At 60.3% G+C, this 21,503-nt stretch carries 25 protein-coding genes; 9 read left to right on the forward strand and 16 right to left on the reverse strand.

The window, feature by feature from the left end:
- Nucleotides 1-90: 90 nt before the first annotated feature.
- From H8S56_RS20020 to nrdR, 9 genes are all read right to left on the reverse strand, one after another.
- Complete coding sequence (locus H8S56_RS20020; protein WP_187519589.1) at nt 91-510, reverse strand: MFS transporter; 420 nt, start codon at nt 508-510, stop codon at nt 91-93.
- Entirely contained in the window at nt 507-1,124 is a 618-nt protein-coding gene (gene ribA / locus H8S56_RS20025) for a GTP cyclohydrolase II (protein ID WP_024688400.1), read from the reverse strand. The genes H8S56_RS20020 and ribA overlap by 4 nt, the downstream gene beginning before the upstream one ends.
- A gap of 149 nt (nt 1,125-1,273) precedes the next feature.
- Nucleotides 1,274-2,239, reverse strand: coding sequence for a thiamine-phosphate kinase (gene thiL, locus H8S56_RS20030; protein ID WP_187519590.1), 966 nt, complete (start codon nt 2,237-2,239; stop codon nt 1,274-1,276).
- A gap of 16 nt (nt 2,240-2,255) precedes the next feature.
- Complete coding sequence (gene nusB / locus H8S56_RS20035; RefSeq protein WP_004883745.1) at nt 2,256-2,753, reverse strand: transcription antitermination factor NusB; 498 nt, start codon at nt 2,751-2,753, stop codon at nt 2,256-2,258.
- Nucleotides 2,750-3,226 carry a 6,7-dimethyl-8-ribityllumazine synthase gene (gene ribH, locus H8S56_RS20040; RefSeq protein ID WP_002555427.1) on the reverse strand — a complete coding sequence of 159 codons (477 nt, stop codon included), beginning with the start codon at nt 3,224-3,226 and terminating at the stop codon, nt 2,750-2,752. The genes nusB and ribH overlap by 4 nt, the downstream gene beginning before the upstream one ends.
- A 129-nt stretch (nt 3,227-3,355) precedes the next feature.
- Entirely contained in the window at nt 3,356-4,447 is a 1,092-nt protein-coding gene (gene ribBA, locus H8S56_RS20045) for a bifunctional 3,4-dihydroxy-2-butanone-4-phosphate synthase/GTP cyclohydrolase II (protein WP_187519591.1), read from the reverse strand.
- Between the two features lie 21 nt (nt 4,448-4,468).
- Complete coding sequence (locus tag H8S56_RS20050) at nt 4,469-5,131, reverse strand: riboflavin synthase (RefSeq protein ID WP_024688397.1); 663 nt, start codon at nt 5,129-5,131, stop codon at nt 4,469-4,471.
- 46 nt (nt 5,132-5,177) lie between these two features.
- Nucleotides 5,178-6,323, reverse strand: coding sequence for a bifunctional diaminohydroxyphosphoribosylaminopyrimidine deaminase/5-amino-6-(5-phosphoribosylamino)uracil reductase RibD (gene ribD / locus H8S56_RS20055; RefSeq protein ID WP_187519592.1), 1,146 nt, complete (start codon nt 6,321-6,323; stop codon nt 5,178-5,180).
- Nucleotides 6,320-6,784 carry a transcriptional regulator NrdR gene (gene nrdR / locus H8S56_RS20060; protein ID WP_024688395.1) on the reverse strand — a complete coding sequence of 155 codons (465 nt, stop codon included), beginning with the start codon at nt 6,782-6,784 and terminating at the stop codon, nt 6,320-6,322. The genes ribD and nrdR overlap by 4 nt, the downstream gene beginning before the upstream one ends.
- 179 nt (nt 6,785-6,963) lie before the next feature.
- Between nrdR and H8S56_RS20065 the strand changes: the two genes are divergently transcribed.
- The 3 genes from H8S56_RS20065 to trxA all read left to right on the forward strand — a co-directional run bounded on the left by H8S56_RS20065 (nt 6,964) and on the right by trxA (nt 9,420).
- Nucleotides 6,964-7,413 (forward strand): YbaY family lipoprotein, encoded by a 450-nt coding sequence (locus H8S56_RS20065; RefSeq protein ID WP_024688394.1) that lies wholly within the window; start codon nt 6,964-6,966, stop codon nt 7,411-7,413.
- A complete protein-coding gene (locus H8S56_RS20070; protein ID WP_187519593.1) occupies nt 7,410-8,066 on the forward strand; it encodes a class I SAM-dependent methyltransferase in 657 nt (218 codons plus the stop codon). The genes H8S56_RS20065 and H8S56_RS20070 overlap by 4 nt, the downstream gene beginning before the upstream one ends.
- A gap of 481 nt (nt 8,067-8,547) precedes the next feature.
- Entirely contained in the window at nt 8,548-9,420 is an 873-nt protein-coding gene (gene trxA / locus H8S56_RS20075; RefSeq protein ID WP_024685891.1) for a thioredoxin, read from the forward strand.
- Between the two features lie 64 nt (nt 9,421-9,484).
- On the opposite strand, the gene H8S56_RS20080 is transcribed toward trxA, so the two are convergent.
- Complete coding sequence (locus tag H8S56_RS20080; protein WP_187519594.1) at nt 9,485-9,838, reverse strand: hypothetical protein; 354 nt, start codon at nt 9,836-9,838, stop codon at nt 9,485-9,487.
- Between the two features lie 61 nt (nt 9,839-9,899).
- The gene (locus H8S56_RS20085) at nt 9,900-10,322 is read right to left on the reverse strand and encodes a nuclear transport factor 2 family protein (protein ID WP_187519595.1); all 423 of its coding nucleotides are present in this window, start codon (nt 10,320-10,322) and stop codon (nt 9,900-9,902) included.
- Between the two features lie 261 nt (nt 10,323-10,583).
- Here H8S56_RS20085 and H8S56_RS20090 point away from each other — a divergent pair, with 261 nt between their 5' ends.
- The 5 genes from H8S56_RS20090 to H8S56_RS20110 all read left to right on the forward strand — a co-directional run bounded on the left by H8S56_RS20090 (nt 10,584) and on the right by H8S56_RS20110 (nt 14,548).
- Nucleotides 10,584-11,177: a DUF2796 domain-containing protein gene (locus H8S56_RS20090; RefSeq protein WP_024685894.1), complete on the forward strand. Its 594-nt coding sequence runs from the start codon at nt 10,584-10,586 to the stop codon at nt 11,175-11,177.
- A 69-nt stretch (nt 11,178-11,246) separates the two neighbouring features.
- Entirely contained in the window at nt 11,247-11,957 is a 711-nt protein-coding gene (locus H8S56_RS20095) for an ABC transporter ATP-binding protein (protein WP_187519596.1), read from the forward strand.
- Nucleotide 11,958: 1 nt separating this feature from the next.
- Nucleotides 11,959-13,224, forward strand: a complete 1,266-nt coding sequence (locus H8S56_RS20100; protein WP_024685896.1) for an ABC transporter permease — start codon at nt 11,959-11,961, stop codon at nt 13,222-13,224.
- Between the two features lie 8 nt (nt 13,225-13,232).
- Entirely contained in the window at nt 13,233-13,757 is a 525-nt protein-coding gene (locus H8S56_RS20105; RefSeq protein WP_187519597.1) for a DUF3299 domain-containing protein, read from the forward strand.
- 104 nt (nt 13,758-13,861) lie between these two features.
- Nucleotides 13,862-14,548, forward strand: coding sequence for an OmpW/AlkL family protein (locus H8S56_RS20110; protein WP_187519598.1), 687 nt, complete (start codon nt 13,862-13,864; stop codon nt 14,546-14,548).
- A gap of 56 nt (nt 14,549-14,604) precedes the next feature.
- Here the strand turns inward: H8S56_RS20110 and H8S56_RS20115 are convergent, their stop codons facing one another.
- The 5 genes from H8S56_RS20115 to H8S56_RS20135 all read right to left on the reverse strand — a co-directional run bounded on the left by H8S56_RS20115 (nt 14,605) and on the right by H8S56_RS20135 (nt 20,204).
- Nucleotides 14,605-15,084, reverse strand: a complete 480-nt coding sequence (locus tag H8S56_RS20115; RefSeq protein WP_024685899.1) for a hypothetical protein — start codon at nt 15,082-15,084, stop codon at nt 14,605-14,607.
- 445 nt (nt 15,085-15,529) lie between these two features.
- Nucleotides 15,530-16,459: an NAD-dependent epimerase/dehydratase family protein gene (locus tag H8S56_RS20120; protein ID WP_187519599.1), complete on the reverse strand. Its 930-nt coding sequence runs from the start codon at nt 16,457-16,459 to the stop codon at nt 15,530-15,532.
- Nucleotides 16,452-17,336 (reverse strand): sugar nucleotide-binding protein, encoded by an 885-nt coding sequence (locus tag H8S56_RS20125; protein WP_032622763.1) that lies wholly within the window; start codon nt 17,334-17,336, stop codon nt 16,452-16,454. The genes H8S56_RS20120 and H8S56_RS20125 overlap by 8 nt, the downstream gene beginning before the upstream one ends.
- 112 nt (nt 17,337-17,448) lie before the next feature.
- Entirely contained in the window at nt 17,449-19,725 is a 2,277-nt protein-coding gene (locus H8S56_RS20130) for a mechanosensitive ion channel family protein (RefSeq protein ID WP_024694777.1), read from the reverse strand.
- 125 nt (nt 19,726-19,850) lie between these two features.
- Nucleotides 19,851-20,204 (reverse strand): DoxX family protein, encoded by a 354-nt coding sequence (locus tag H8S56_RS20135; RefSeq protein ID WP_235986827.1) that lies wholly within the window; start codon nt 20,202-20,204, stop codon nt 19,851-19,853.
- A 282-nt stretch (nt 20,205-20,486) separates the two neighbouring features.
- On the opposite strand from H8S56_RS20135, the gene H8S56_RS20140 reads away from it, so the two are divergent.
- The gene (locus tag H8S56_RS20140; RefSeq protein WP_187519601.1) at nt 20,487-21,305 is read left to right on the forward strand and encodes an alpha/beta fold hydrolase; all 819 of its coding nucleotides are present in this window, start codon (nt 20,487-20,489) and stop codon (nt 21,303-21,305) included.
- The last annotated feature ends 198 nt before the right edge of the window (nt 21,306-21,503 follow it).

The following is a 21,503-nucleotide window of genomic DNA, read 5'->3' on the forward strand; positions in this document are numbered from 1 at the left end:
CTTACGCCGTACCGTCGACGCTGCACGGCCTTGTAGTCAGCCTCTTCGCGAGCAAGCTCGCGCCCACAAAAGAGCGCTCTATCAGCACCCTTATCCCAGCTGCCGAGGAATCCGGTAGAGATACAGCAACACCACACTGGCAAACGCCAGCAGGCAAACGGGGAAGGGATGCAGGCCGAAGAGTACGGCGATCGCGGCGATCCAGGCTGGCAGCCCGGCGTACAGGAAGGCCAGACGCCGGACCGCAGCAAGGTGCAGCCAGGCGGCAGGTTCCTGTGGGGTATCGAGTGCGGCCTGTGTCGTGATCAAGGCGCGCTTGTAAGCCCCGAACGGTTTAAGACTGACGAACATTGAGCCCACACCAGCAATGAACAGCGGCATGGCGAGCACAGCCATCATCGGTTCGTTACTGCCAAAGAACAGACAGACGACCAGCAAAGGCGCAACGGTGAGGCCCAACTGGCGCCACCAGGCCATTTCCAGTCGCTGGCGAACCTGACTGCGGGTCAAGCGGGCCCAACCTCACTCTGGTGCTCGTTGCCCATCATATGACCGAGCTTGCCGGCCTTGGTGGCCAGGTACAGCTTGTTATGCGGGTTCTGTCCGGTGTGCAGGGGCACACGCTCAGCAACCTTGATGCCCATCTCGGTCAAGGCTTTGACCTTGCGCGGGTTATTGGTCATCAGACGCAGCGACTCGATACCCAGATGTTGAAGCATGGGCAGGCAAATCGCGTAATCACGCTGATCGGCTGCAAACCCCAGACGCTCGTTGGCTTCGACTGTGTCGGCACCGCCATCCTGCAGTTCATAGGCGCGGATCTTGTTCATCAAACCGATCCCTCTGCCTTCCTGACGCAGGTACAACAATACGCCTCGGCCTTCGGTGGCGATGGCGCGCAAGGCGGCTTCGAGCTGAGACCCACAATCGCAACGCTGACTGAACAAGGCATCGCCGGTCAGGCATTCGGAATGAACACGACCCAACACAGGGGCGCCATCTGCCACATCGCCCAGACTCAGGACAACGTGTTCACGCCCGGTTGCCGACTCGATAAAGCCGTGCATGGCAAATTCTGCAAAAGGGGTGGGCAGTTTGGAAGCGGCGACAAATACGACGGGCACCGTGTGCTCCTAATCAGTATGAAGACTGGAAATTCGCAAGACTTGCATTGTAACAGCAGGTTCCTGCAGACGCTTAGGCTGAATTCTCGGGCATTCAGATCGTAAAGTTCGATCGATAGAACGCGTTCATAAGGTGATCAGTCCAACATTCACGACGTACCACGAAAATGCTGATAGCCACGAATACAGGGTGTCACGTCCTGTCCATCGGCATCGATCAGCGCCACACCCTGCCCCGCAATCACCCGGCCGATGACATGCACAGGCCAGCCGGCATCGAGCAGCCCTGCCAGATACTCGGCGGGCAGCGTGAACGCAAGAACATAGTCGTCGCCTCCACTGAGGGCCGCTTGCCTGGCGTTCTGCACATCGAAAAACCCGAGCAGTTGCGCCGACATCGGCAGCGCGTCACGCTCGATCAGCAGACGCACACCCGACGCGCGGGCGATATGCCCACAGTCGGCAAGCAGGCCATCGGAGATATCCAGCGCAGACGTCGCCTTGCCACGCAGAGCCTGCCCGAACGCCAGTTGTGGCTGAGGCGACCAGTAACGCGCCAGCAAGGGCTCGGCCACGTGGGGCTCGGCACTGCGCTCGCCCAAGACCAGCGGCAAGGCTGCAGCCGCGTCACCCAGCGCGCCACCCACACACAGCAGGTCGCCTTCGCGAGCGCCGCTGCGCGTCAGCGCAAGCCCGGCAGGCACACCGCCAAACACCGTCAGGGTGAGACTCAAGGGCCCACGGGTGGTGTCGCCGCCGATCAGGCGCAGCGAACAGCTCTGCGCCATCTGACTCAAGCCACGGGCGAACGCTTCAAGCCAGTCGGCCTCGACGTCCGGCAGGGTCAGCGCAAGGGTAAACCCGACAGGACGCGCGCCCATGGCCGCCAGATCACTGGCAGACACCGCCAGTGCACGCTGGCCCAGCAGAAAAGGATCGCAGACGTCGGGGAAATGCACCCCGGCAACCAGGGTGTCGGTGGAGATCGCCATCTGCTCGCCGGGCGGCAACGCCAGCAGCGCGCAGTCGTCGCCGATGCCCAGCGCCACTTCTTCGCTCGCATGCGCACAGGGCGCAGCGGCGAAGTAATGACGGATCAGCTCGAACTCTCCCATGAAGATCAGGCGCTGATCAGCGCTTGTGAGCCTTCACTTCGACTTCACGCAGGCGCGGAGCCAGCTTGTCCAGCACACCGTTGACGAACTTGTGGCCGTCAGTGGAGCCGTAGACCTTGGCCAGTTCGATGCCTTCGTTGATCACGACGCGATAAGGCACGTCGATACGCTTGAGCAGTTCGAAGGTGGACAGACGCAACACCGCCAGCTCGACCGGATCGAGTTCTTCGATGGTCAGGTCCAGGCAAGGCGAAAGCGCCGTGTCGATTTCGGTCTTGTTGGTGGCGACACCGTGCAGCAGCTCACGGAAATACGCGCCGTCAACGTTGCTGAAATCGTTGTCGACACGGAACTGTGCCTCGATTTCGTTCAGCGAATGACCTGCCATGTGCCACTGATACAGGGCCTGGGTCGCCATCTGGCGCGCTTCACGACGCTTGGCGCTCTTGCCTTTGGCAGCCTCGGGCGACTTGGCATCGCGCGGGTTGAACTGATCGGTATCGTCGGAAATCACTTGGCCTCCAGCTGCGACAGCAGACTGACCATTTCGATGGCGGACAAGGCAGCTTCAGCGCCCTTGTTACCGGCCTTGGTGCCGGAGCGCTCGATGGCTTGCTCGATCGAATCAACGGTCAGCACGCCGAAGGCGACCGGAACACCGAATTCCATGGAAACCTGCGACAGGCCTTTGACGCACTCACCGGCTACGTATTCAAAGTGCGGGGTGCCACCACGGATCACTGCGCCCAGCGCGACAATGGCTGCGAACTCGCTACGCTGCGCAACTTTCTGCACAACCAGCGGAATCTCGAACGCACCCGGCGCACGGATGATGGTGATGTCGCTTTCGCTCACGCCATGGCGTACCAGCGCATCAACGGCACCGCTCACCAGGCTTTCCACGACGAAGCTGTTGAAACGGCCAACCACCAAGGCATAGCGGCCTTGGGGGGCGATGAAGGTACCTTCGATGGTCTTCAAGGTCATTCGGTGAGTCTCGTATTAAAGAGCAAGCCCGCCTTGGGGCGGACTTTGGAGGATTTTAGGCCACGAATCGCAACTGTCAGGCCGATGGACGCAAAAAACACTCTTTTGCGTGCATCGACCTGCCGGTATTTATTCGGAGGGCACGTATTCTACAACTTCCAGATCGAAACCGGATATCGCATTGAACTTCATTGGCGAACTCATCAGGCGCATTTTGCGTACGCCCAGGTCGCGAAGGATCTGCGAACCCGCGCCGACGGTGCTGTAAGTGGTCGGCGTCTTGATCGGTTGTTGCCCCGCCCTTTCGCGAATATGGGCCAGCACCACGTCGCCATCCAGCGGATGACCCAGCAGCAGAACCACACCGCTGCCTGCTTTGGAGACCGCACTCATGGCGGCTCTCAGGCTCCAGCGGCCTGGCTGCTTGACCATCAGCAGGTCGCGCAGCGGGTCCATGTTGTGAACACGCACGAGGGTCGGTTCTTCAGCGCAGATGTTGCCCAGCGTCAGCGCCAGGTGAACGTCACCTTCAACCGAGTCGCGGTAGGTCACCAGGTTGAAATGCCCCAGCTCGCTGTCCATTGGCTGCTCGGCAATCCGCTGAACGGTACGTTCGTGGATCATCCGATAGTGAATCAGGTCAGCGATGGTGCCGATCTTGATGTCGTGCTCAAGGGCAAACGCTTCAAGTTCTGCACGACGCGACATGGTGCCGTCGTCGTTCATCACTTCGCAGATCAGGCCTGAGGGCTCGAAACCGGCCATGCGCGCCAGGTCGCAAGCTGCTTCGGTATGACCGGCGCGGGCGAGCGTGCCGCCTGCCTGAGCCATCAGCGGGAAAATGTGCCCTGGGCTGACGATGTCGTCTGCCTTGGCATCCTTGGCTGCAGCGGCCTGCACGGTACGCGCGCGGTCTGCGGCCGAGATGCCGGTGGTCACGCCCTCGGCGGCTTCGATGGAGACGGTGAACTTGGTGCCGAAGCCGGAGCCGTTACGCTGCGCCATCAGCGGCAGCTTCAGGGTTTCGCAGCGCTCGCGGGTCATCGGCATGCAGATCAGGCCACGCGCGAAGCGCGCCATGAAATTGATGTGCTCAGCCTTCACGCACTCGGCGGCCATGATCAGGTCGCCTTCGTTCTCGCGGTCTTCGTCATCCATCAGGATGACCATCTTGCCCTGGCGAATGTCTTCTACCAGTTCTTCGATACTGTTGAGCGCCACGCGGCACCCCCTTCAATCAATTCAGGATTTGAGGTAGCCGTTCTCGGCCAGAAAGCTTTCAGTCAGGGTGCCGTGACCGGGTTCTGCGGCCTTGTCGCCCAGCAGCAGACGCTCCATATAACGCGCCAGCAGGTCGACTTCCAGGTTGACCTTACGGCCCGGGCGGTAGTCGGACATGATGGTTTCGCTCAGCGTGTGCGGAACGATGGTCAGTTCGAATTCGGCTCCGTTGATAGAGTTGACGGTCAGGCTGGTGCCGTCGACCGTGATCGAACCCTTGTGAGCGATGTACTTGGCCAGTTCACGGGGCGCACGGACCCTGAACTGAATGGCACGGGCGTTATCTTCACGCGAAACAATCTCGCCTACGCCGTCAACGTGACCGCTGACCAGATGACCACCCAGACGAGTAGTCGGCGTGAGGGCCTTTTCCAGATTCACGCGGCTGCCAGCCTTGAGGTCGACGAACGCGGTAACGGTCAGGGTTTCGCGACTGACGTCGGCCCAGAAACCGTCGCCGGGCAGTTCGACGGCCGTCAGGCACACGCCGTTGACCGCGATGCTGTCGCCCAAATGGACGTCGCTCAGGTCGAGCTTGCCGGTTTCCACATAAACGCGGACATCGCCGCCTTTAGGGGTCAGGGCGCGGATGCTGCCGATGGATGCGATGATGCCGGTAAACATGGGTCCTCCGGAAAACTAAGGCTTCGCACGGGGCGAAAGTCGGGAATTATACGCCGGGTACGGGAACAGGGAGAGCAATGACTCGCCAGTCATTGCCGACGGCACGCATTTCTAAGATGTTCAGCTCCAGCGCTTCGCTCATCTGCGCCAACGGCAGGTCGAGCAGAGGTCGAGCCGAAGAACCCAGAAATTTGCCAGCGATGAAAATCTGGAACTCGTCGACCAGCCCCAGACGCGTGAAAGCACCCGCCAGACGCGGACCGGCTTCGACCAGCACCTCGTTGACGCCGCGAGCGCCCAGTTCGGTGAGCAACTTGCGCAGGTCCACGTGTCCGGCGCTGTCAGCCAAAGCGACAATTTCATGGCCTTCATCGTGATAGCGGCCACGGGCCGATGCAGCGGCGCAGGTGGCAACCAGCGCATTACCCGCTTGAAAGAATGGCGCGTCCAGCGGCACGCGCAGGCGTCCATCGATCAATACGCGCAGCGGCGCGCGCGCAGCGGCCAGTGCACTCAGTTCGGCGTTCAGGCCCAGTTCGTCCGGGCGAACGGTCAGGCGTGCCTTGTCGGCCAGTACCGTATCCGCACCCGTCAGCACCACACTCGATTGCGCCCGCAGACGCTGGACCGCAGAGCGCGCCTCAGGCCCGGTGATCCACTGGCTTTCACCGCTGGCCATGGCCGTACGACCGTCCAGACTCATGGCCAGCTTGACCCGCACGTAAGGCAGCCCGGTTTCCATGCGCTTGATGAAGCCCTTGTTCAGCGCTCGCGCTTCGGACTCCAGCACGCCGCACTGCACGGCAATGCCTGCCGTCATCAAGCGCAGCAGACCACGACCGGCGACTTCAGGGTTAGGGTCCTGCATGGACGCGACCACCCGCGTGACGCCGGCATTGACCAGCGCATCCGCGCAGGGCGGCGTTCGACCATGGTGGCTGCAAGGCTCAAGGGTGACGTAAGCGGTCGCGCCCCTGGCCTGCTCGCCCGCCTGACGCAAGGCATGGACTTCGGCGTGGGGCTCACCCGCTCGGGCGTGCCAGCCTTCGCCGACGATCTGCCCTTCCCGCACGATCACGCAACCGACACGAGGGTTGGGGTGCGTGGAATACAGCCCTTTGCGCGCCAGCTCCAGCGCCCGCGCCATGTAATGAACGTCCAGAGCAGCCTGTTCAGTCAGCAATGCACTCATTCCTTGCCTGGCTCACGGGCCAGACGGTCAATTTCTTCGCGGAATTCGTTGAGGTCCTGAAAGCGCCGGTACACCGAGGCAAACCGGATGTAAGCCACTTCGTCGAGCTTTTGCAGTTCGGTCATGACCAGTTCGCCGACAACGAGGGATTTGACTTCACGCTCGCCCGTGGCCCGCAGCCTGTGCTTGATATGCGCCAGCGCAGCTTCCAGACGTTCGACACTCACCGGGCGTTTTTCAAGGGCGCGCTGCATGCCGGCGCGCAGCTTCTCTTCATCGAAGGGCTGACGGCTGCCGTCAGTCTTGATCAAGCGCGGCAGAACCAGCTCGGCGGTTTCGAACGTGGTGAAGCGCTCGCCGCAAGCCAGGCATTCGCGGCGACGACGTACTTGCTCGCCTTCGGCAACCAGGCGGGAATCGATGACTTTGGTGTCATTGGCACCGCAGAAGGGACAGTGCATGGTGGCAGGCAACAAAAAAATGAGGAGCGCCATGGTAGCGCATCCCGCTGGCAAGACAAGGCTTGGGGTTTACGGTATATAGACGCGCAGCAACGTGATGTGAAATTGCCCGAGCTCGGTAATACTGCATCGATACAGGGCGTGGTACCGCCTTTGATTTTTGTCTTGTGGAGCTCTTGATGACGCTACGCCCTCTTTTCTTACTCGGTCTTTTCGGTTTACTGGCCGCTTGCAGCAGCAACGACGCCCCTGAACCGGTCCCGGCCAAACCCGTCGCCCCGGCGATCAAGGTTCCTGCCGGCCCCGGTCCGCTGTTGCCTTATCAACGTGAACTCAGCGGTCAACTGCTGGGCGTACCGGCGGGTGCCGAGGTCGAACTGGCGATGCTGGTGGTGGATGAACGCAACCGGCCGCAAAAACTGCTGACCAGCACCAAGCTGCAAGGCAACGGGCAGTCGCTGCCCTTCCAACTGCGCTTCAACCCGGAAGCCTTTCCGGTGGATGGACGCGTCGAGCTGCGCGGCCGCGCCAGCAAGTCAGGCCAGTTGATCCTGCATCTGCCGTCGATGCGCATCCAGCAGGCCAGCACGCAGGCGTTGGGACAGCTGCAGTTCGTCACGGCGCCATGATCGTCCCGCAACACCTTCAGCAGGCGCTGAGCGAGCTGCTCGGCGATGCCCGACTGGTCGCCACAGCGCTGCCGCAAACATCGCTGACGCTGTGGCTGATCGGTGCCGACAACATGGACCGCGCCTTCAGCTCCGAGGAAACACGCCGCATTCTGGAGGAGCCGCCTTACTGGGGTTTTTGCTGGGCAAGTGGCCTGGCACTGGCGCGGTTTCTGGCTGAACAGCCGCACTGGGTGAAAGACAAACGGGTGCTGGATTTCGGTGCAGGCTCTGGCGTCGCGGGGATTGCTGCCGCTCGGGCGGGAGCGCTTGAAGTGGTCGCCTGTGACCTTGACCCCTTGGCCCTCGCTGCGTGCAAGGCCAACGCCGACCTTAACGGTGTGCAATTGAGTTACTCGACGGACTTCTTCGCCGAGGCCGATCGCTTCGACCTGATTCTGGTCGCTGACGTGCTCTATGACCGCGCCAACCTGCCACTGCTTGATCACTTCCTGAGCCGGGGTCGCGAGGCGCTGGTGGCCGACTCAAGGGTTCGGGATTTTCAGCATCCGGCTTACCAACGCCTTGGAATGCTGCACGCGCTGACCCTGCCCGATCTGGCCGAGCCGCACGAGTTTCGGGATGTGAGCCTGTATCACGCCGTACGCGCGTAATCGGCATTTCGCGGCCACGTGAGCGTTCGCTGAACACCCGCCATCCGAGTTAGAAATGAGCCGGTCGAATGACCCCGGACACTTCAATCGATGAAACGACATGTACTGGCCCTTTCGCGAGCAAGCTCGCTCCCACGAAAGCGCGTGTAGTCACTAAGTTGCGTCGTGTTCGACAGGAGCTCCAGCGCCGTTTTCGACGCCGCGCTGTCGCGCAGCAAACACCGGACCTGGTGGGAGCGGACTTGTCCGCGAATACGGTGTTTCAGTTGTTGAATATTTGTCGGATGCACCTACCTCTCGCGGACAAATGGGACGCCACCCGGTCCGCTCCACGTGTCGCCGACAAGCCACAGCCCGCAGTTTGAACAGGCGCTCGGCCAGCCTGATCGAGTGATCACTCACACCGCTCGCCGAGACATCGCTTTCAGCATTGCCCGACGGGCTTTATAGTTGGCGGCATTCAGATTCTCCGAGACGCGCAATGAGCCAGGACACTGCTTACATCTTTGATGCAACCACGGCGACGTTCGATCAGTTGGTGATCGACAAGTCATTCGATCAACCCGTGCTGGTAGATTTCTGGGCCGAGTGGTGTGCGCCCTGCAAGGTGCTGATGCCGCTGCTGCAACAGATCACCGAGAGCTATCAGGGCGAATTGCTGCTCGCCAAGGTCAATTGCGACATCGAGCAGGACATCGTTGCCCGCTTTGGTATTCGCAGCCTGCCCACCGTGGTGCTGTTCAAGGATGGCCAGCCGGTGGACGGTTTTGCCGGAGCACAGCCGGAATCGGAAATCCGCAAGATTCTCGAACAACACGTGGTCATGCCACCACCGCCTGCTGCCGACCCGCTCAAGCAGGCGCAAGAGCTGTTCGCCGAAAGCCGCTTTGCCGACGCTGAAGCCCTGCTCAAGGTAGTACTGGGTGAGGACAACACCAACGCTGCGGCGCTGATTCTGTACGCGCGCTGCCTGGCAGAACGTGGTGAGCTGAGCGAAGCGCGTCAGGTGCTGGATGCCGTCAAGAGCGATGCCCACAAGGCCGAGCTGGCGGGCGCGAAGGCGCAACTGACCTTTCTCGCCGAAGCCGCCACCCTGCCGGATGCCGCCGAGCTGAAAAGCCGTCTGGCGCAAAATCCGCAGGATGACGAAGCGTCCCATCAACTGGCGATCCAGCAGTTGTCCCGTCAGCAGTACGAAGCCGCGCTGGACGGCCTGCTCAAGCTGTTTATCCGCAATCGCAACTACGCCGAAGGCCTGCCGCACAAGACATTGCTGCAGGTATTCGACCTGCTGGGCAACGACCATCCGCTGGTGACGATGTACCGTCGCAAGTTGTTCGCCGCGCTGTACTAAGCCGGTCTGCCGGGTCTGGCGTCCTGAAGAGGCCAGACCCGGTCAGCACGACATCACGTCCACATCACGGCACTGCAACCCAGCTATACAGCGGCGCATCTGTCCCGCTCTCGACCTTCACGTTCGCGCAATGACGCAAGCGCACCAGCAAGCGTTTACCTGCTGCCGTGCTGCCCGCCACGCCCTCCAGTTGCGCCAGCAAATCCGGCCCGCTCATCTGCCCGGCCTTTTGCAACAGTTCCTGCGCCACTTGCCAGGCCTTGTCGTCCTGATTGGCTGGCCTGCTCTCGACAATCGCCGCAGCCGCTTCTGGCACCGACGCCTTCAACTGCGCGCCCAATTGAGCCCAATCGCCTTCGTCCAGCTCCAGCGTCAAATCCACCGGCCACTGGCCCACGGTTCCACGAATACGCAACATGACATGCACCTGATGATATTCAGACGCACATGCTCCCACAGGCGAGCGCGCATTCCCACGCTCAGTCACTCAGCCAGCGGCTCGTCAGCGATTCATCGCCCGTCATGAAGCTGGCGAAGGCCCTGATGTCGTAGAAATTTTCCCAGTGCTCGACAATCTTGCCATCGCGAAATCGCCACAGTCCGCAGAATGGCATGGCGATTTTCTGGCGATCGCAGGTGGCGCGCATGCAGCCGATGACCGCGCCGAAATAATCGTCAGCCACAATCTCATGGACCTCCATGGAAAGGGTTTGCCGCGTGTGCTCGATCAGGTCCAGCTCATGGTTGTGCACCGAGCGCCTGCCAATGATCATGGACAACCCGCCTCGGGCACCCCGATCGGCCTTGTGAAGCACGATATCGTTGTCAGCGAACTCGGCGATGCGCGCCAGATCCTTGTAGACCGCACGCAGGGTTTCGACGTTGGGATGGAGCTTTCTCATGAGGTGTCTTCCTTGAGGCGATGCCGATCCTTGAGGGTATGACAGGCACTGACGACGCATCCGGCGTCAATTCAGCGGCTACCTCACTGAGGGTAGGACCTAAAGACCCGGTCCATGAGAACGGTTCGGCATAATCATGCGTCGGACTATTCCTATTCCCTGACAGCCAGCACGTGTATTAAGGAAAAAAACCTTACTCTGCCAACAACTTGTTATAAGATTACATAACGCTTTTCTCAGAATGTCACTCCGGAGTTCGTTATGCGCCGTCTGCTACTCGCCCTGCCCTTCGCCCTGCTGCCACTGGCTGTCGCCTATGCCGCCGAAGAACACGACCATGACCATGATCATGGCGCGGAACATGGCAGCCTCGGCGCGCATGAACACGGTGTCGGGCGTCTGGACGTGGTACTGGAAGGCAAGACGCTGGAACTGGAGTTCGACAGCCCGGCCATGAACATCGTGGGTTTTGAGCATGAGGCGAAGTCCGCTGAAGACAAGGCCAAGGTGGCCAAGGCGCGTGAGTTGTTGCTAAAGCCCAATGCACTGTTCAGCATTGCCGATGCCGCCAATTGCTCGGCCACTTCGGTGAAGCTGGAAAGCCCGCTGTTTGGCGACAAGGATGACGATCACGAAGCGCACGCCAAAGACGGCGACGCGGATCATCACGAGCACAGCGAAATTCACGGCAGTTACAAGTTCGTGTGCGACGCGCCGGCCATCCTGAAGAAGCTCGATCTGTCGCAGATTTTCAAAACGTTCCCCGACACCAAAAAGCTTCAGGTACAACTGATTTCGCCCAGTGGCCAGTCTGGCGCAGAAGTGATTGCAGCGAACCCTACGCTGAAGTTCTGATGTTCCCTCGCGGGACAATGACCGGGCCTGGCCCGGTCTTTTACTTTTCAACCAAGCGTGAGCCAGACCATGCCCCAAGCACTGATCGAGCTGTCCGACCTGAGCTTCAACTGGCCGGGTCAGCCGCAGCTTCTGGATATCCCGGCATTTCGCCTGGACACCGGCGAAACCCTGTTTCTTAAAGGCCCGAGTGGCAGCGGCAAGACCACCCTGCTGGGGCTGCTGGGCGGCGTACAGAAACCCACCAGCGGCAGCATTCGCCTGCTGGGCCAGGAGTTATCGAGCCTGTCGGCGGCGGCGCGTGATCGCTTCCGCGTCGATCACACCGGCTACATCTTCCAGCAGTTCAACTTGCTGCCGTTTCTCTCGGTACGCGAGAACATCGAACTGCCCTGCCACTTTTCCAACGTCCGTGCAGCACGTGCGAAACAGCGTCACGGCAGCGTTGAAAAAGCGACCGTCACCCTGCTCACTCATCTGGGCCTGAAAGACCCCGCCATGCTGACCCGCCGCGCAGACTCGCTGTCCATCGGCCAACAGCAACGTGTGGCGGCGGCACGTGCGTTGATCGGCCAACCGGAACTGGTGATCGCCGACGAGCCGACCTCGGCACTGGACGCCGACTCACGTGAGGCGTTCATTCGCCTGCTGTTTGCCGAATGCCGCGAAGCCGGTGCCAGCCTGTTGTTCGTCAGTCATGATCAAAGCCTGGCCCCGCTGTTCGATCGCAACCTGTCACTCGGCGACCTTAATCGCGCCGCTGTCGCCGTGGAGATTTGAGATGTATTTGTTTCGTCTGGCCATGGCCAGCCTGGCCAACCGCCGCTTCACCGCATTTCTCACCGCCTTCGCCATCGCCTTGTCGGTCTGTCTGCTGCTGGCCGTGGAGCGAGTACGCACCGAGGCGCGCGCCAGTTTCGCCAGCACCATCAGCGGCACGGACCTGATCGTCGGCGCACGCTCCGGCTCGATCAACCTGCTGCTGTACTCGGTGTTTCGCATCGGCAACGCCACCAATAACATCCGCTGGGACAGCTTCGAGCACTTCGCCCAAAGCAAACAGGTGAAGTGGGCCATTCCGATCTCACTGGGCGACTCGCACCGTGGCTACCGGGTAATGGGCACCAACGCTTCGTATTTCGAGCATTATCAGTTTGGTCGTCAGCAGCATCTGGAGCTGGCCGAAGGACGTGAATTCAAGACCGACCCCTTCGAGGTGGTGCTGGGCTCGGAGGTCGCCAAGGCGCTGCATTACAAGCTCGGTGACAAGCTGGTGCTGGCTCATGGCGTAGCGGCGATCAGCCTGGTCAAGCATGACGACAAGCCATTCACCGTGGTCGGCATCATCAAGCCCACGGGCACACCCGTGGACCGCACGCTGCACATCAGCCTGGGCGGTATGGAAGCCATTCACATCGACTGGCACAACGGCGCGCCCGCACGCGGCAACGAACGAATCTCCGCCGATCAGGCCCGCAACATGGACCTGACGCCGACCGCGATCACGGCGTTCATGCTCGGCCTGAACAGCAAGATCTCGACGTTCAGCCTGCAGCGCGAGATCAACGAATACCGTGGCGAGCCGATGCTGGCGATTCTTCCCGGCGTGGCCTTGCAAGAGCTGTGGAGTCTGATGGGTACGGCTGAAAAAGCCCTGTTCGTGATTTCACTGTTTGTGGTGCTGACCGGTCTGATCGGTATGTTGACGGCGATTCTGACCAGCCTCAACGAGCGCCGTCGCGAGATGGCCATCCTGCGTTCGGTGGGCGCCAGGCCGTGGCACATCGCGAGCCTGTTGATTCTGGAGGCCTTCGCGCTGGCGCTGGCAGGTGTGGTCAGTGGCCTTGCACTGCTCTATATCGGTATCTTTGTGTCTCAGGATTACGTAATAAATAATTACGGTTTGTACCTCTCGCCTATGCCACCTGGCCAATATGAATGGACATTGCTGGCTGGCATCCTCGCTTGCGCGCTGTTGATGGGAACCGTGCCAGCCTGGCGAGCCTACAGGCAGTCACTGGCAGATGGTCTGTCGATTCGTTTATGAGGACCTTCATGATGCGGCGCATGCTACTCACTCTGCTGCTCTCGGTTTCCACCTCGTTGTGGGCCGCCGAGCCGCGTGTACTGACCTGGGCCGAGATGATTCCGCCTGATGCACCTGTCGTGAAGCCGGTGACCACACCGATGCACGACCTGTCGAAAATGTCCGATGCACTGGCCATGGAGCAAGCACCCGCGGCCGGCCAGCTGGCGCCACACGCGCCGGTGGTCAAGGCACTGGATGGCAAGCAGGTGCGTTTGCCGGGCTATATCGTGCCACTGGAGGTCAGTGAGGAAGGCAGAGTGACGGAGTTTTTGCTGGTGCCGTATTTCGGCGCCTGCATCCATGTGCCGCCGCCGCCAGCGAACCAGATCGTGCATGTCACGAGTGAGCTGGGCGTGAAGGTCGATGAGCTGTATCAGCCGTACTGGATCGAAGGACCGATGCAGGCCAAATCGTCTACGAGCGAGCTGGCAGAAGCGGGTTATCAGATGCAGGCAGACAAGATTCTTGTCTACGAGTTGCCGGATACGTGAAGAGAATGGGGTTCCCAGCGATTTCATTGAGCTGAGTCAAAGTCGCCGCTCGACAGCGCTTTAACATTCCGCCCATAAATTTTGACTGATTTCCTGGAGCCCCAATGAACAAGCTTTTGCTTCGCGCGTCTCTCGTCGCGCTCGCCGTCGCAGCCCCCGTTGCAGCCCACGCTTACGAGCCTGGCGACATCATCGTTCGCGCAGGTGCCGCCCATGTTCAACCTGACGAGAACAGTGGCGAGATCAGACTCGACGGCTCCAGAGTGTCAGGCACCAAAGCCACGGTCGACGGCAATACCCAACTGGGGCTGACCTTCGCCTACATGCTGACCTCGCACGTCGGTATCGAGTTGCTGGCGGCCACCCCGTTCAGCCACACCGTTGCCGTGAAGGGCCTGGGCCCGGGCCTTGACGGCAAGCTGGCAGATATCAAACACCTGCCGCCGACCCTGTCGTTGCAGTACTACCCGATGGAGCCGTCGTCCAGATTCCAGCCTTATGCCGGCGTGGGCATCAACTACACCATGTTCTTCGACGAAGACCTGACAGGTGATCGCAAGAACCAGGGCTTCAGCAACCTCAAGCTCAAGAACTCGGTCGGTCTGGCCGCACAGTTGGGCATGGACTACATGATCACCGACAACGTGCTGGTCAATGCCTCGGTCTGGTACGTCGACATCGACACCAAAGCCACCGTAGACGGCCCATCGGCGCTAGCGGTAGGCCAGACCAAAGTGGATGTGGACATCGATCCGTGGGTCTACATGGTCGGCGTGGGTTACAAGTTCTGACCTGCTGAACGTTGAGCGTCTAAAACATAAAGGCGCCCGGATGGGTGCCTTTGCTTTTATGGGCGTTCAAGTGCCTTGAACGTGCCACCGTCTATGTGAACGGTCGAGAATAACCGTGGGCCGTTACTTCCTCTTGGAAACTCCAATTCGTAATGGGCCCAGAGAAACTGGTCCGGCGTCGGCAAAACAGTGTTGTCCCTAGCGTCTATAGAGCTGCCGACACGCGCTATGAGCAAGCCAAGCGTCGCAATCGGACCTGGATACATTTGCAGGTATTGCAAAAAGGCTAGCCCGGTCGCCTTTCTGTAATGAACGGTCTCGGGACCTAACAGGATCGTCAAGAATCCTGCCCCAAACAGGGCAAAACCGCAAATACTCACGAATCCGAGCGGGAATGAGCCTGCGTCGTTTCGAGCACTCCTTGCAGCATCCAGATATTCCGAATATCGGTCCATGAAATCATCGACGACGAACTCGCCAGGCACTTCGCGCACTACAATTTTGGGGCGCTTATCAACACCGTTTTCGTCCTGCATGCCGTACGTCCGCTGTAAAAGGGCGACGGATAGTAGGAGTCGTTAGGCGGGTTGAAAAGATCGGAAATCCCGACTACAAAAAACAAAGAATTGGGCTACAAACGCTGAAGATAAAACCTGGGCATGTTTGTGCTTGAGCCTACGGTATGGCCTTCAAGAGCACGCTCGCTCTTATCGAATAACCCGTCACACACTGAAGAAAAGCTATTTTCCTGTGAGAGGCTCCACCCCGTCTTCGGCATAGCGCTGTCGCGCATCAAACACTGGACTGTGGGAGGCGGCTTGCCGGCGATGCAGTCGACGCGGTATATCAGGAGAACCACCTAATCGTTCATCGCGGGCAAGCCCCCTCCCACAACCGCGTGTCTCGCACTGGCTTTGTATCTGCCAGGCAAGACTTGTGTACGGCGATCGGTGCTAACCGGGAGGCGCGATTGATTCTGGATCAGCGCGCCATCAACAACGCCAGGCCAGTGTTCAACGGTGTGGGCGTATCGATTTTGAAGTGCTCAAGCAATCGCTGATTGCTGGCCCGCGAGTGCTTGATATCACCCGAGCGGGGAGCCTGGTAGCTGACGTGAGGCTGCTTGCCGGTCACCTGCGCCAGCGCCGCCAGCAGCTCATTGAGCGAGGTGGTCTGGTTCAGACCGACGTTGACGGCACCTTCAATGGCGCTGTCCAGTTCCAGCCCTTGCAATAGCAGCTTGATCAGATCGCCGATGTAGAAGAAATCCCGAGTCTGTTCACCGTCGCCAAACACCACAATCGGCAAACCGTTTTCGATGCGCTGGGCGAAGATGCTGATCACGCCCGAATACGGCGAAGACGGATCCTGCCGTGGGCCGAAAATGTTGAAGAAGCGAAAGATCACCGGCTCCAGGCCGTGCTGACGACGGTAGAAGTCCAGGTAGAACTCGCTGGCCAGTTTGTCCGACGCATAGGGTGTCAAGGGCGCTTTCGGCGTGTCCTCGGTAATGGCTTCGCCTTCGCCGTTGTTGCCGTAAACGGCTGCGCTGGAGGCGAATATCACACGCTTCACGCCCGCTTCGCGCATGGCTTCGCAAACGTTAAGAGTACCTATGAAGTTGCTTTGATGGGTACGCACCGGATCGTCCACCGAAGCCTGTACCGAGGCGACCGCAGCCAGATGCACGACTGCCTGACAGCCTTGCGCCGCACGCTTGACCAGTGCGGCATCGGCGACATCACCGACGATCAGTTCGACACTCGGGTTATCCAGCGGCAGGTTGCTGCGCTTGCCCGCCGACAGATCATCGAGGATGCGAACGGCATGCCCTCGAGCCAGCAAGGCGTCAGTCAGATGCGAGCCAATGAAGCCCGCACCGCCAGTGATCAGAACAGGAGCATCAGACATGTCGGTAATACCGGTCCAGCAGGCTCGGCAGACCTGCGCGCCAGGCGCGGGGCTTGATGCCGAACGTATGAAGAATTTTCTTGCAGGCCAGCACGGCATGCTGCGGCTCTTCGCCGGCATCGGGACGTGCAGCGTGTGCCTGAGCGGTCGGCGACTCGACGGCCAGCGGATGCAGCAAGCGTGCCTCGGTCAGCACAGCCTGCCCTAGCGCCAGCGGCGTCGTGGCTTCGTGACCGGCGTAGTGGTAGGTGCCCCACAGCGGCGCTTCGCAGTCGAGCTGCTTGAGCACTGAAATAAGCACCCGCGCCGCGTCATCGACCGGCGTCGGATTGCCGCGCCGATCATCGGCCAGCAGCAGTTCCTGGGGCTTTTCGGCATTCGACAGAAAACGGCCCAGCACGCCATCGGCGCTGTCATCGAGCAGCCAGCCGAAACGCACCAGCACGTGTTGCGGACAGGTCGCACGCACGCTCTGTTCAATGCGCCACAACGCCTGACCGCGCAGGCCGAGCGGCACCGGCTCGTCCTTTTCGCTGTAGGCAGTGGCACGCGAGCCATCGAAGACTCGATAGCTGGAAGGCTGGAGCAGCGTGATGTTGTGGTGCTGACACAGTTCGGCCAGACGCTCGACAGAGCGTTCCTGGCGGGTCAGACGCGCTTCGCTTACTGTCTCCGCCTGAAACCAGTCGAAGTAGTAAGCAAGGTTGATCAAGGCATCGGGACGGGTGTCATCGAGCAGTTGCGTCAGGCTCGCCGCGTCCCAACCGTCTTGCGGTGGACGTGGCGCGAGGAAGCCAATGTCTTCTTCGGCACCCAGACGAATCAACGCCTGCCCGAGGGCATTCCCGCCGCCCAACAGCATAAGGCGCATTCGCATAGAGTCAGCAGGCTCGGTAAATCATCAAATGAACAAGTGAAAAACGCCTGCAAACATAACACGTTGGCTGCCAACCCCCAACAGTTGCGCAGCCTGGCGGGTTAATGACGCTTTATGTAGCAGCCGGACCGGGCGCGCCGTTGCCTTTGGGCAGGCCAAGCGGCGCAGTAGACGATGGCGCAGGCGGCCCTTCAGGCGTCACATCGGCCTGCGGCGCACTGATGCCAGGCCCCATGACCACTTGTGGATAAGTCTGGGCGAAGCGCACGCTCGGGTGTTTATCCACAAGGCGCTTGAGCCGCTCGTTGAAGGCGCGCCCTACCGCGTATTGCCCGCCGGAGGACGTGCGGAACTGCGCGGTGAGCACCACGCCGTTGAGGTCCATGCGGTCCACGCCAAACACTTCCAGCGGCCCTTGCAGGTTGTTCTTGAGCAGAACGTCTTCGGTGATCGACTGGCCGACTTCGCGAATCAGCGACAGTGCATCATCGATGTCCGAGTCATACGTGAACTGGACCGAGAAGAACGCATAGGCGAACTGGCGGGACTGGTTGGTGACTGCCTTGATCTGCCCGAACGGCACCGAGTGCACGAACCCCTTGCCGTCGCGCAGACGCACGGTACGAATCGTCAGGCTCTCGACCGTGCCGGAGTGCCCGGTGCTGAGTACCACCCAGTCGCCGATGGAAAAGGTGTCTTCCACGATGATGAACAAACCGGTAATCACGTCCTGAACCAACTGCTGCGAACCAAAGCCGATGGCCAGCCCGACCACCCCGGCACCGGCCAGCAAGGGTGCGACGTTGATGCCCAGGTTGGCCATGGTGGTGATCGCACAGATCACCACCAGCACGATCTTCACGGCGTTACGCACCAACGGCAGGATAGTCTTGACGCGCGTGCTGGGATGACGCCCGCTGCGATGATTGATCGGCGGCTTGAGGGCCTCTTGAATCGCCGTGTCCAGTACGACCCACAACAGCCAGGTCACCAGGAAAATCAGGCCGATGCTACTCAGCGATTCGCTGATGACCCGGCCCAGCGTGTTGCGCTGGGCGAATTCGAACATCGAGAAACCCCAGATCCGGCCCAACACCTCGATGAACGTGATCGCCAACGCGATGCGCAACACGGCATACAGCAGGCTCAACAGTCGCGCCTTGTAGATATGCCCGCCACGTCCAAGGGCTTCTGCCGGTTTGAACAGGTGCTGGAATACGGTGCTCAGAAAGACCGTGGCAATCAGCAGAATGGTGGTGAACAGCGCGCAACGCAGCGCTTCCTGACTGTCCTCTCCCGCGCCGATCAGATTGATCGCCGACACCAGAATCATCAGCAGAATCGGCAGATACCACAGGTTGGAAAAAATCTTCAGCGACTGTTGCAAAGCGGGACGCTGCAACCGGCTGCTCAATGACCGATTGCGGATCAGGTGCGCCACCGGGCGGCGTACCTTGACGATCAGCATGCAGAACACCACGGAGGCGAATAGCCCGGTAAACACAGCCACGCTGGTGGTCACGTTGCTGCCCAACTGGCGGGCAATCTGCGGGCTGGTCAGGGCGTCACTCAGTGCGGCCAGGAAGCCGACCACGAACAGCGGCCGCGGCGCATAGCGGCGAATCATACGCACGGCGGCGCGCTTGTGCCCGGAATTGAACATCACGATCACGCACAGCAACACCGATGTCGAGACGATGCCGCTGCTGGTGGCATAGGCAAAACACAACGCCAGCGCTCGTCCCACCGAGGACGGCATGAAGTGACTGACATACAGCGTTAAAGGTAGACAGATGATGGCCGGCAATGTGAAGGGCAGAACATATTTGAGCAGCGCCTGGCTGCGCTGACGAACGCTCATGAATGGCGTTCGACACAGTCGAACCGCGATAAAACGGCCAAGTGTGGTCAGGACCGCGAAGGCACCAATCCACACGAAGGACAGAATCAGGAAGTCGCCGGCCACGCTCCATGGCGAACGGGTCGTGCGTTTGTTGACCAGTTTTTCAAGTTCATCGGCGGCACGATCAGCACGTAGACGCCAGGCATCCAGCAGGTTCTCATCAAGATTCAGCTTTTCCTGCACGTCATCAATGCTGGTGCTGATCGCCCCGAGCAGCCCCCCCTGAACCAGAAGTTCGGCGGCGGGGTCAGCGGCTGCCGGATCCGCCTCGTCTGCCGGTTTGGCATCTGACTTGGCGTCGGCCTTGTCGGTTGACTTGGCATCAGGTTTGTCGGCCGCTTTGTTGTCAGGCTTTTCGACAGCCTTGTCGTCGGCAGGCACTGCGGCGCTCATGGGCAACGCAGGCACGTCCGCGGCGTGAACATGAAAACTGCCTGCGAATAACAGCAGACCCGCAAGGACCATAGATTTCAGCTGAGACGCCACGCAGTTTCTCCCTTCGATGAACAGGCAGAGGCTTTAGCCCCAAGGAACTGATTCCCGTTTGCGTGGCAAGTTCGGTTTCGACCGGGTAAATAGATGAGCCAATGTTTCAGATGGCCTTATGCCTCTTAATGGTGCCGCAATGAACGGCCCAGCACGAACGGGCCAGGACCGGTGAGTGCCAGCCCGGCAAACAGGATGATCAGCAGCCAGGCGAACTGCCCCTGCTCTACTGACCATTGCGGATGCACAAAGAGTACCGCGACTGCCAGCACGGCGAGGATCGGCAGGCACGCCAGCCGCGCCCAGACGCCGAGTATCAGCAGCACCGGGCAGATGACTTCGGCGAACACTGCCAGCCCCAGTGTCAGCGTGCCGCCCAGATTGAAGGGATCTTCGATGCGCTGCACTTCCACGCTCCAGTGCAGCAACTTTGGCAGCCCGTGAACATGCAGTAACAGCACTGACACACTGACGCGCATGAACAGCAGCCCCCAGGCCAGCAGGGCCTGGGCGTATTTCGGCGATGCGTCGGACTGAAGGTGCGATGCGTTCGGCAGCATGGTCTAGGATCTCTCGGGCAGGCTGGGCTTTGGCACGATTATGCGGCGAGTCGGTGGCCGGAAATTGTCTCGGTGTGCCGAGTTCGACAGCCGTCAGTTGGGCACATCCGCGCAATTACTGCGCACGGCTTGGGTCAATACTGCTGCAGTGCGCCAGCAAGGCTGCGCCTGTCCGATCAACTCGACTCGAGAGGAAACTGCATGAGCACTTTTACGACGAACGATGGTACCGAGATCTATTTCAAGGACTGGGGATCAGGCAAGCCGGTTCTCTTCAGCCATGGCTGGCCGCTGGACGCCGACATGTGGGAATACCAGATGGAGTACCTGAGCAGCCGCGGCTATCGCACCATCGCCTTCGACCGTCGCGGTTTCGGCCGTTCCGACCAACCCTGGACTGGCTACGATTACGACACTTTCGCCGATGACATCGCTGCGTTGATCGAACACCTGGACCTGCGCGACGTCACGCTGGTGGGATTCTCCATGGGCGGCGGCGACGTGACCCGCTACATCGGTCGCCACGGCACAGAGCGTGTTGCAAAGCTGGTGCTGTTGGGCGCGGTAACACCGTTTTTCATGAAGACCGATGACAACCCCCAGGGTGTGGACAAGTCCGTATTCGACGGCATCAAGGCGGGTCTTCTGAAAGACCGTGCGCAATTCATCGCCGACTTCGCGACGCCCTTCTATGGCATCAATAAGGGTCAGACGGTTTCCGAGGGCGTACTGACCCAGACGCTGAACATCGCGCTGCTGGCTTCGCTCAAGGGCACCCTGGACTGCGTGACGGCGTTTTCCGAAACCGACTTCCGTCCGGACATGGAGAAGATTGATGTGGCGACGCTGGTCATCCACGGCGATGCGGATCAGATCGTACCCTTCGAAGCGACCGGCAAGCTGGCTGCCGGGCTGATCAAAGGCGCCGAACTGAAGGTCTACACCGGCGCACCCCATGGCTTTGCCGTGACGCACGGGCAGCAACTCAATGAGGACCTGCTGGCGTTTCTGAACGATTGATAGTCATCGCCCCCTGACACTGCGCTGCCTACCATCAAGCAGAATGTAACTCACTGAAAAAAAGCAGCTTTTGTGGGAGGCGGCTTGCCGGCGATTCGCTTTCCCAGGCGACATTTCCATCAACTGAACGGACGCCATCGCTGGCGAGCCGCCTCCCGCAATCAGGTATTTACTGCGCGATACCGCTGTGTCAGAGAC

This window comes from Pseudomonas triticifolii (assembly GCF_014358015.1).
GTDB classification, from domain to species: Bacteria; Pseudomonadota; Gammaproteobacteria; order Pseudomonadales; family Pseudomonadaceae; genus Aquipseudomonas; species Aquipseudomonas triticifolii.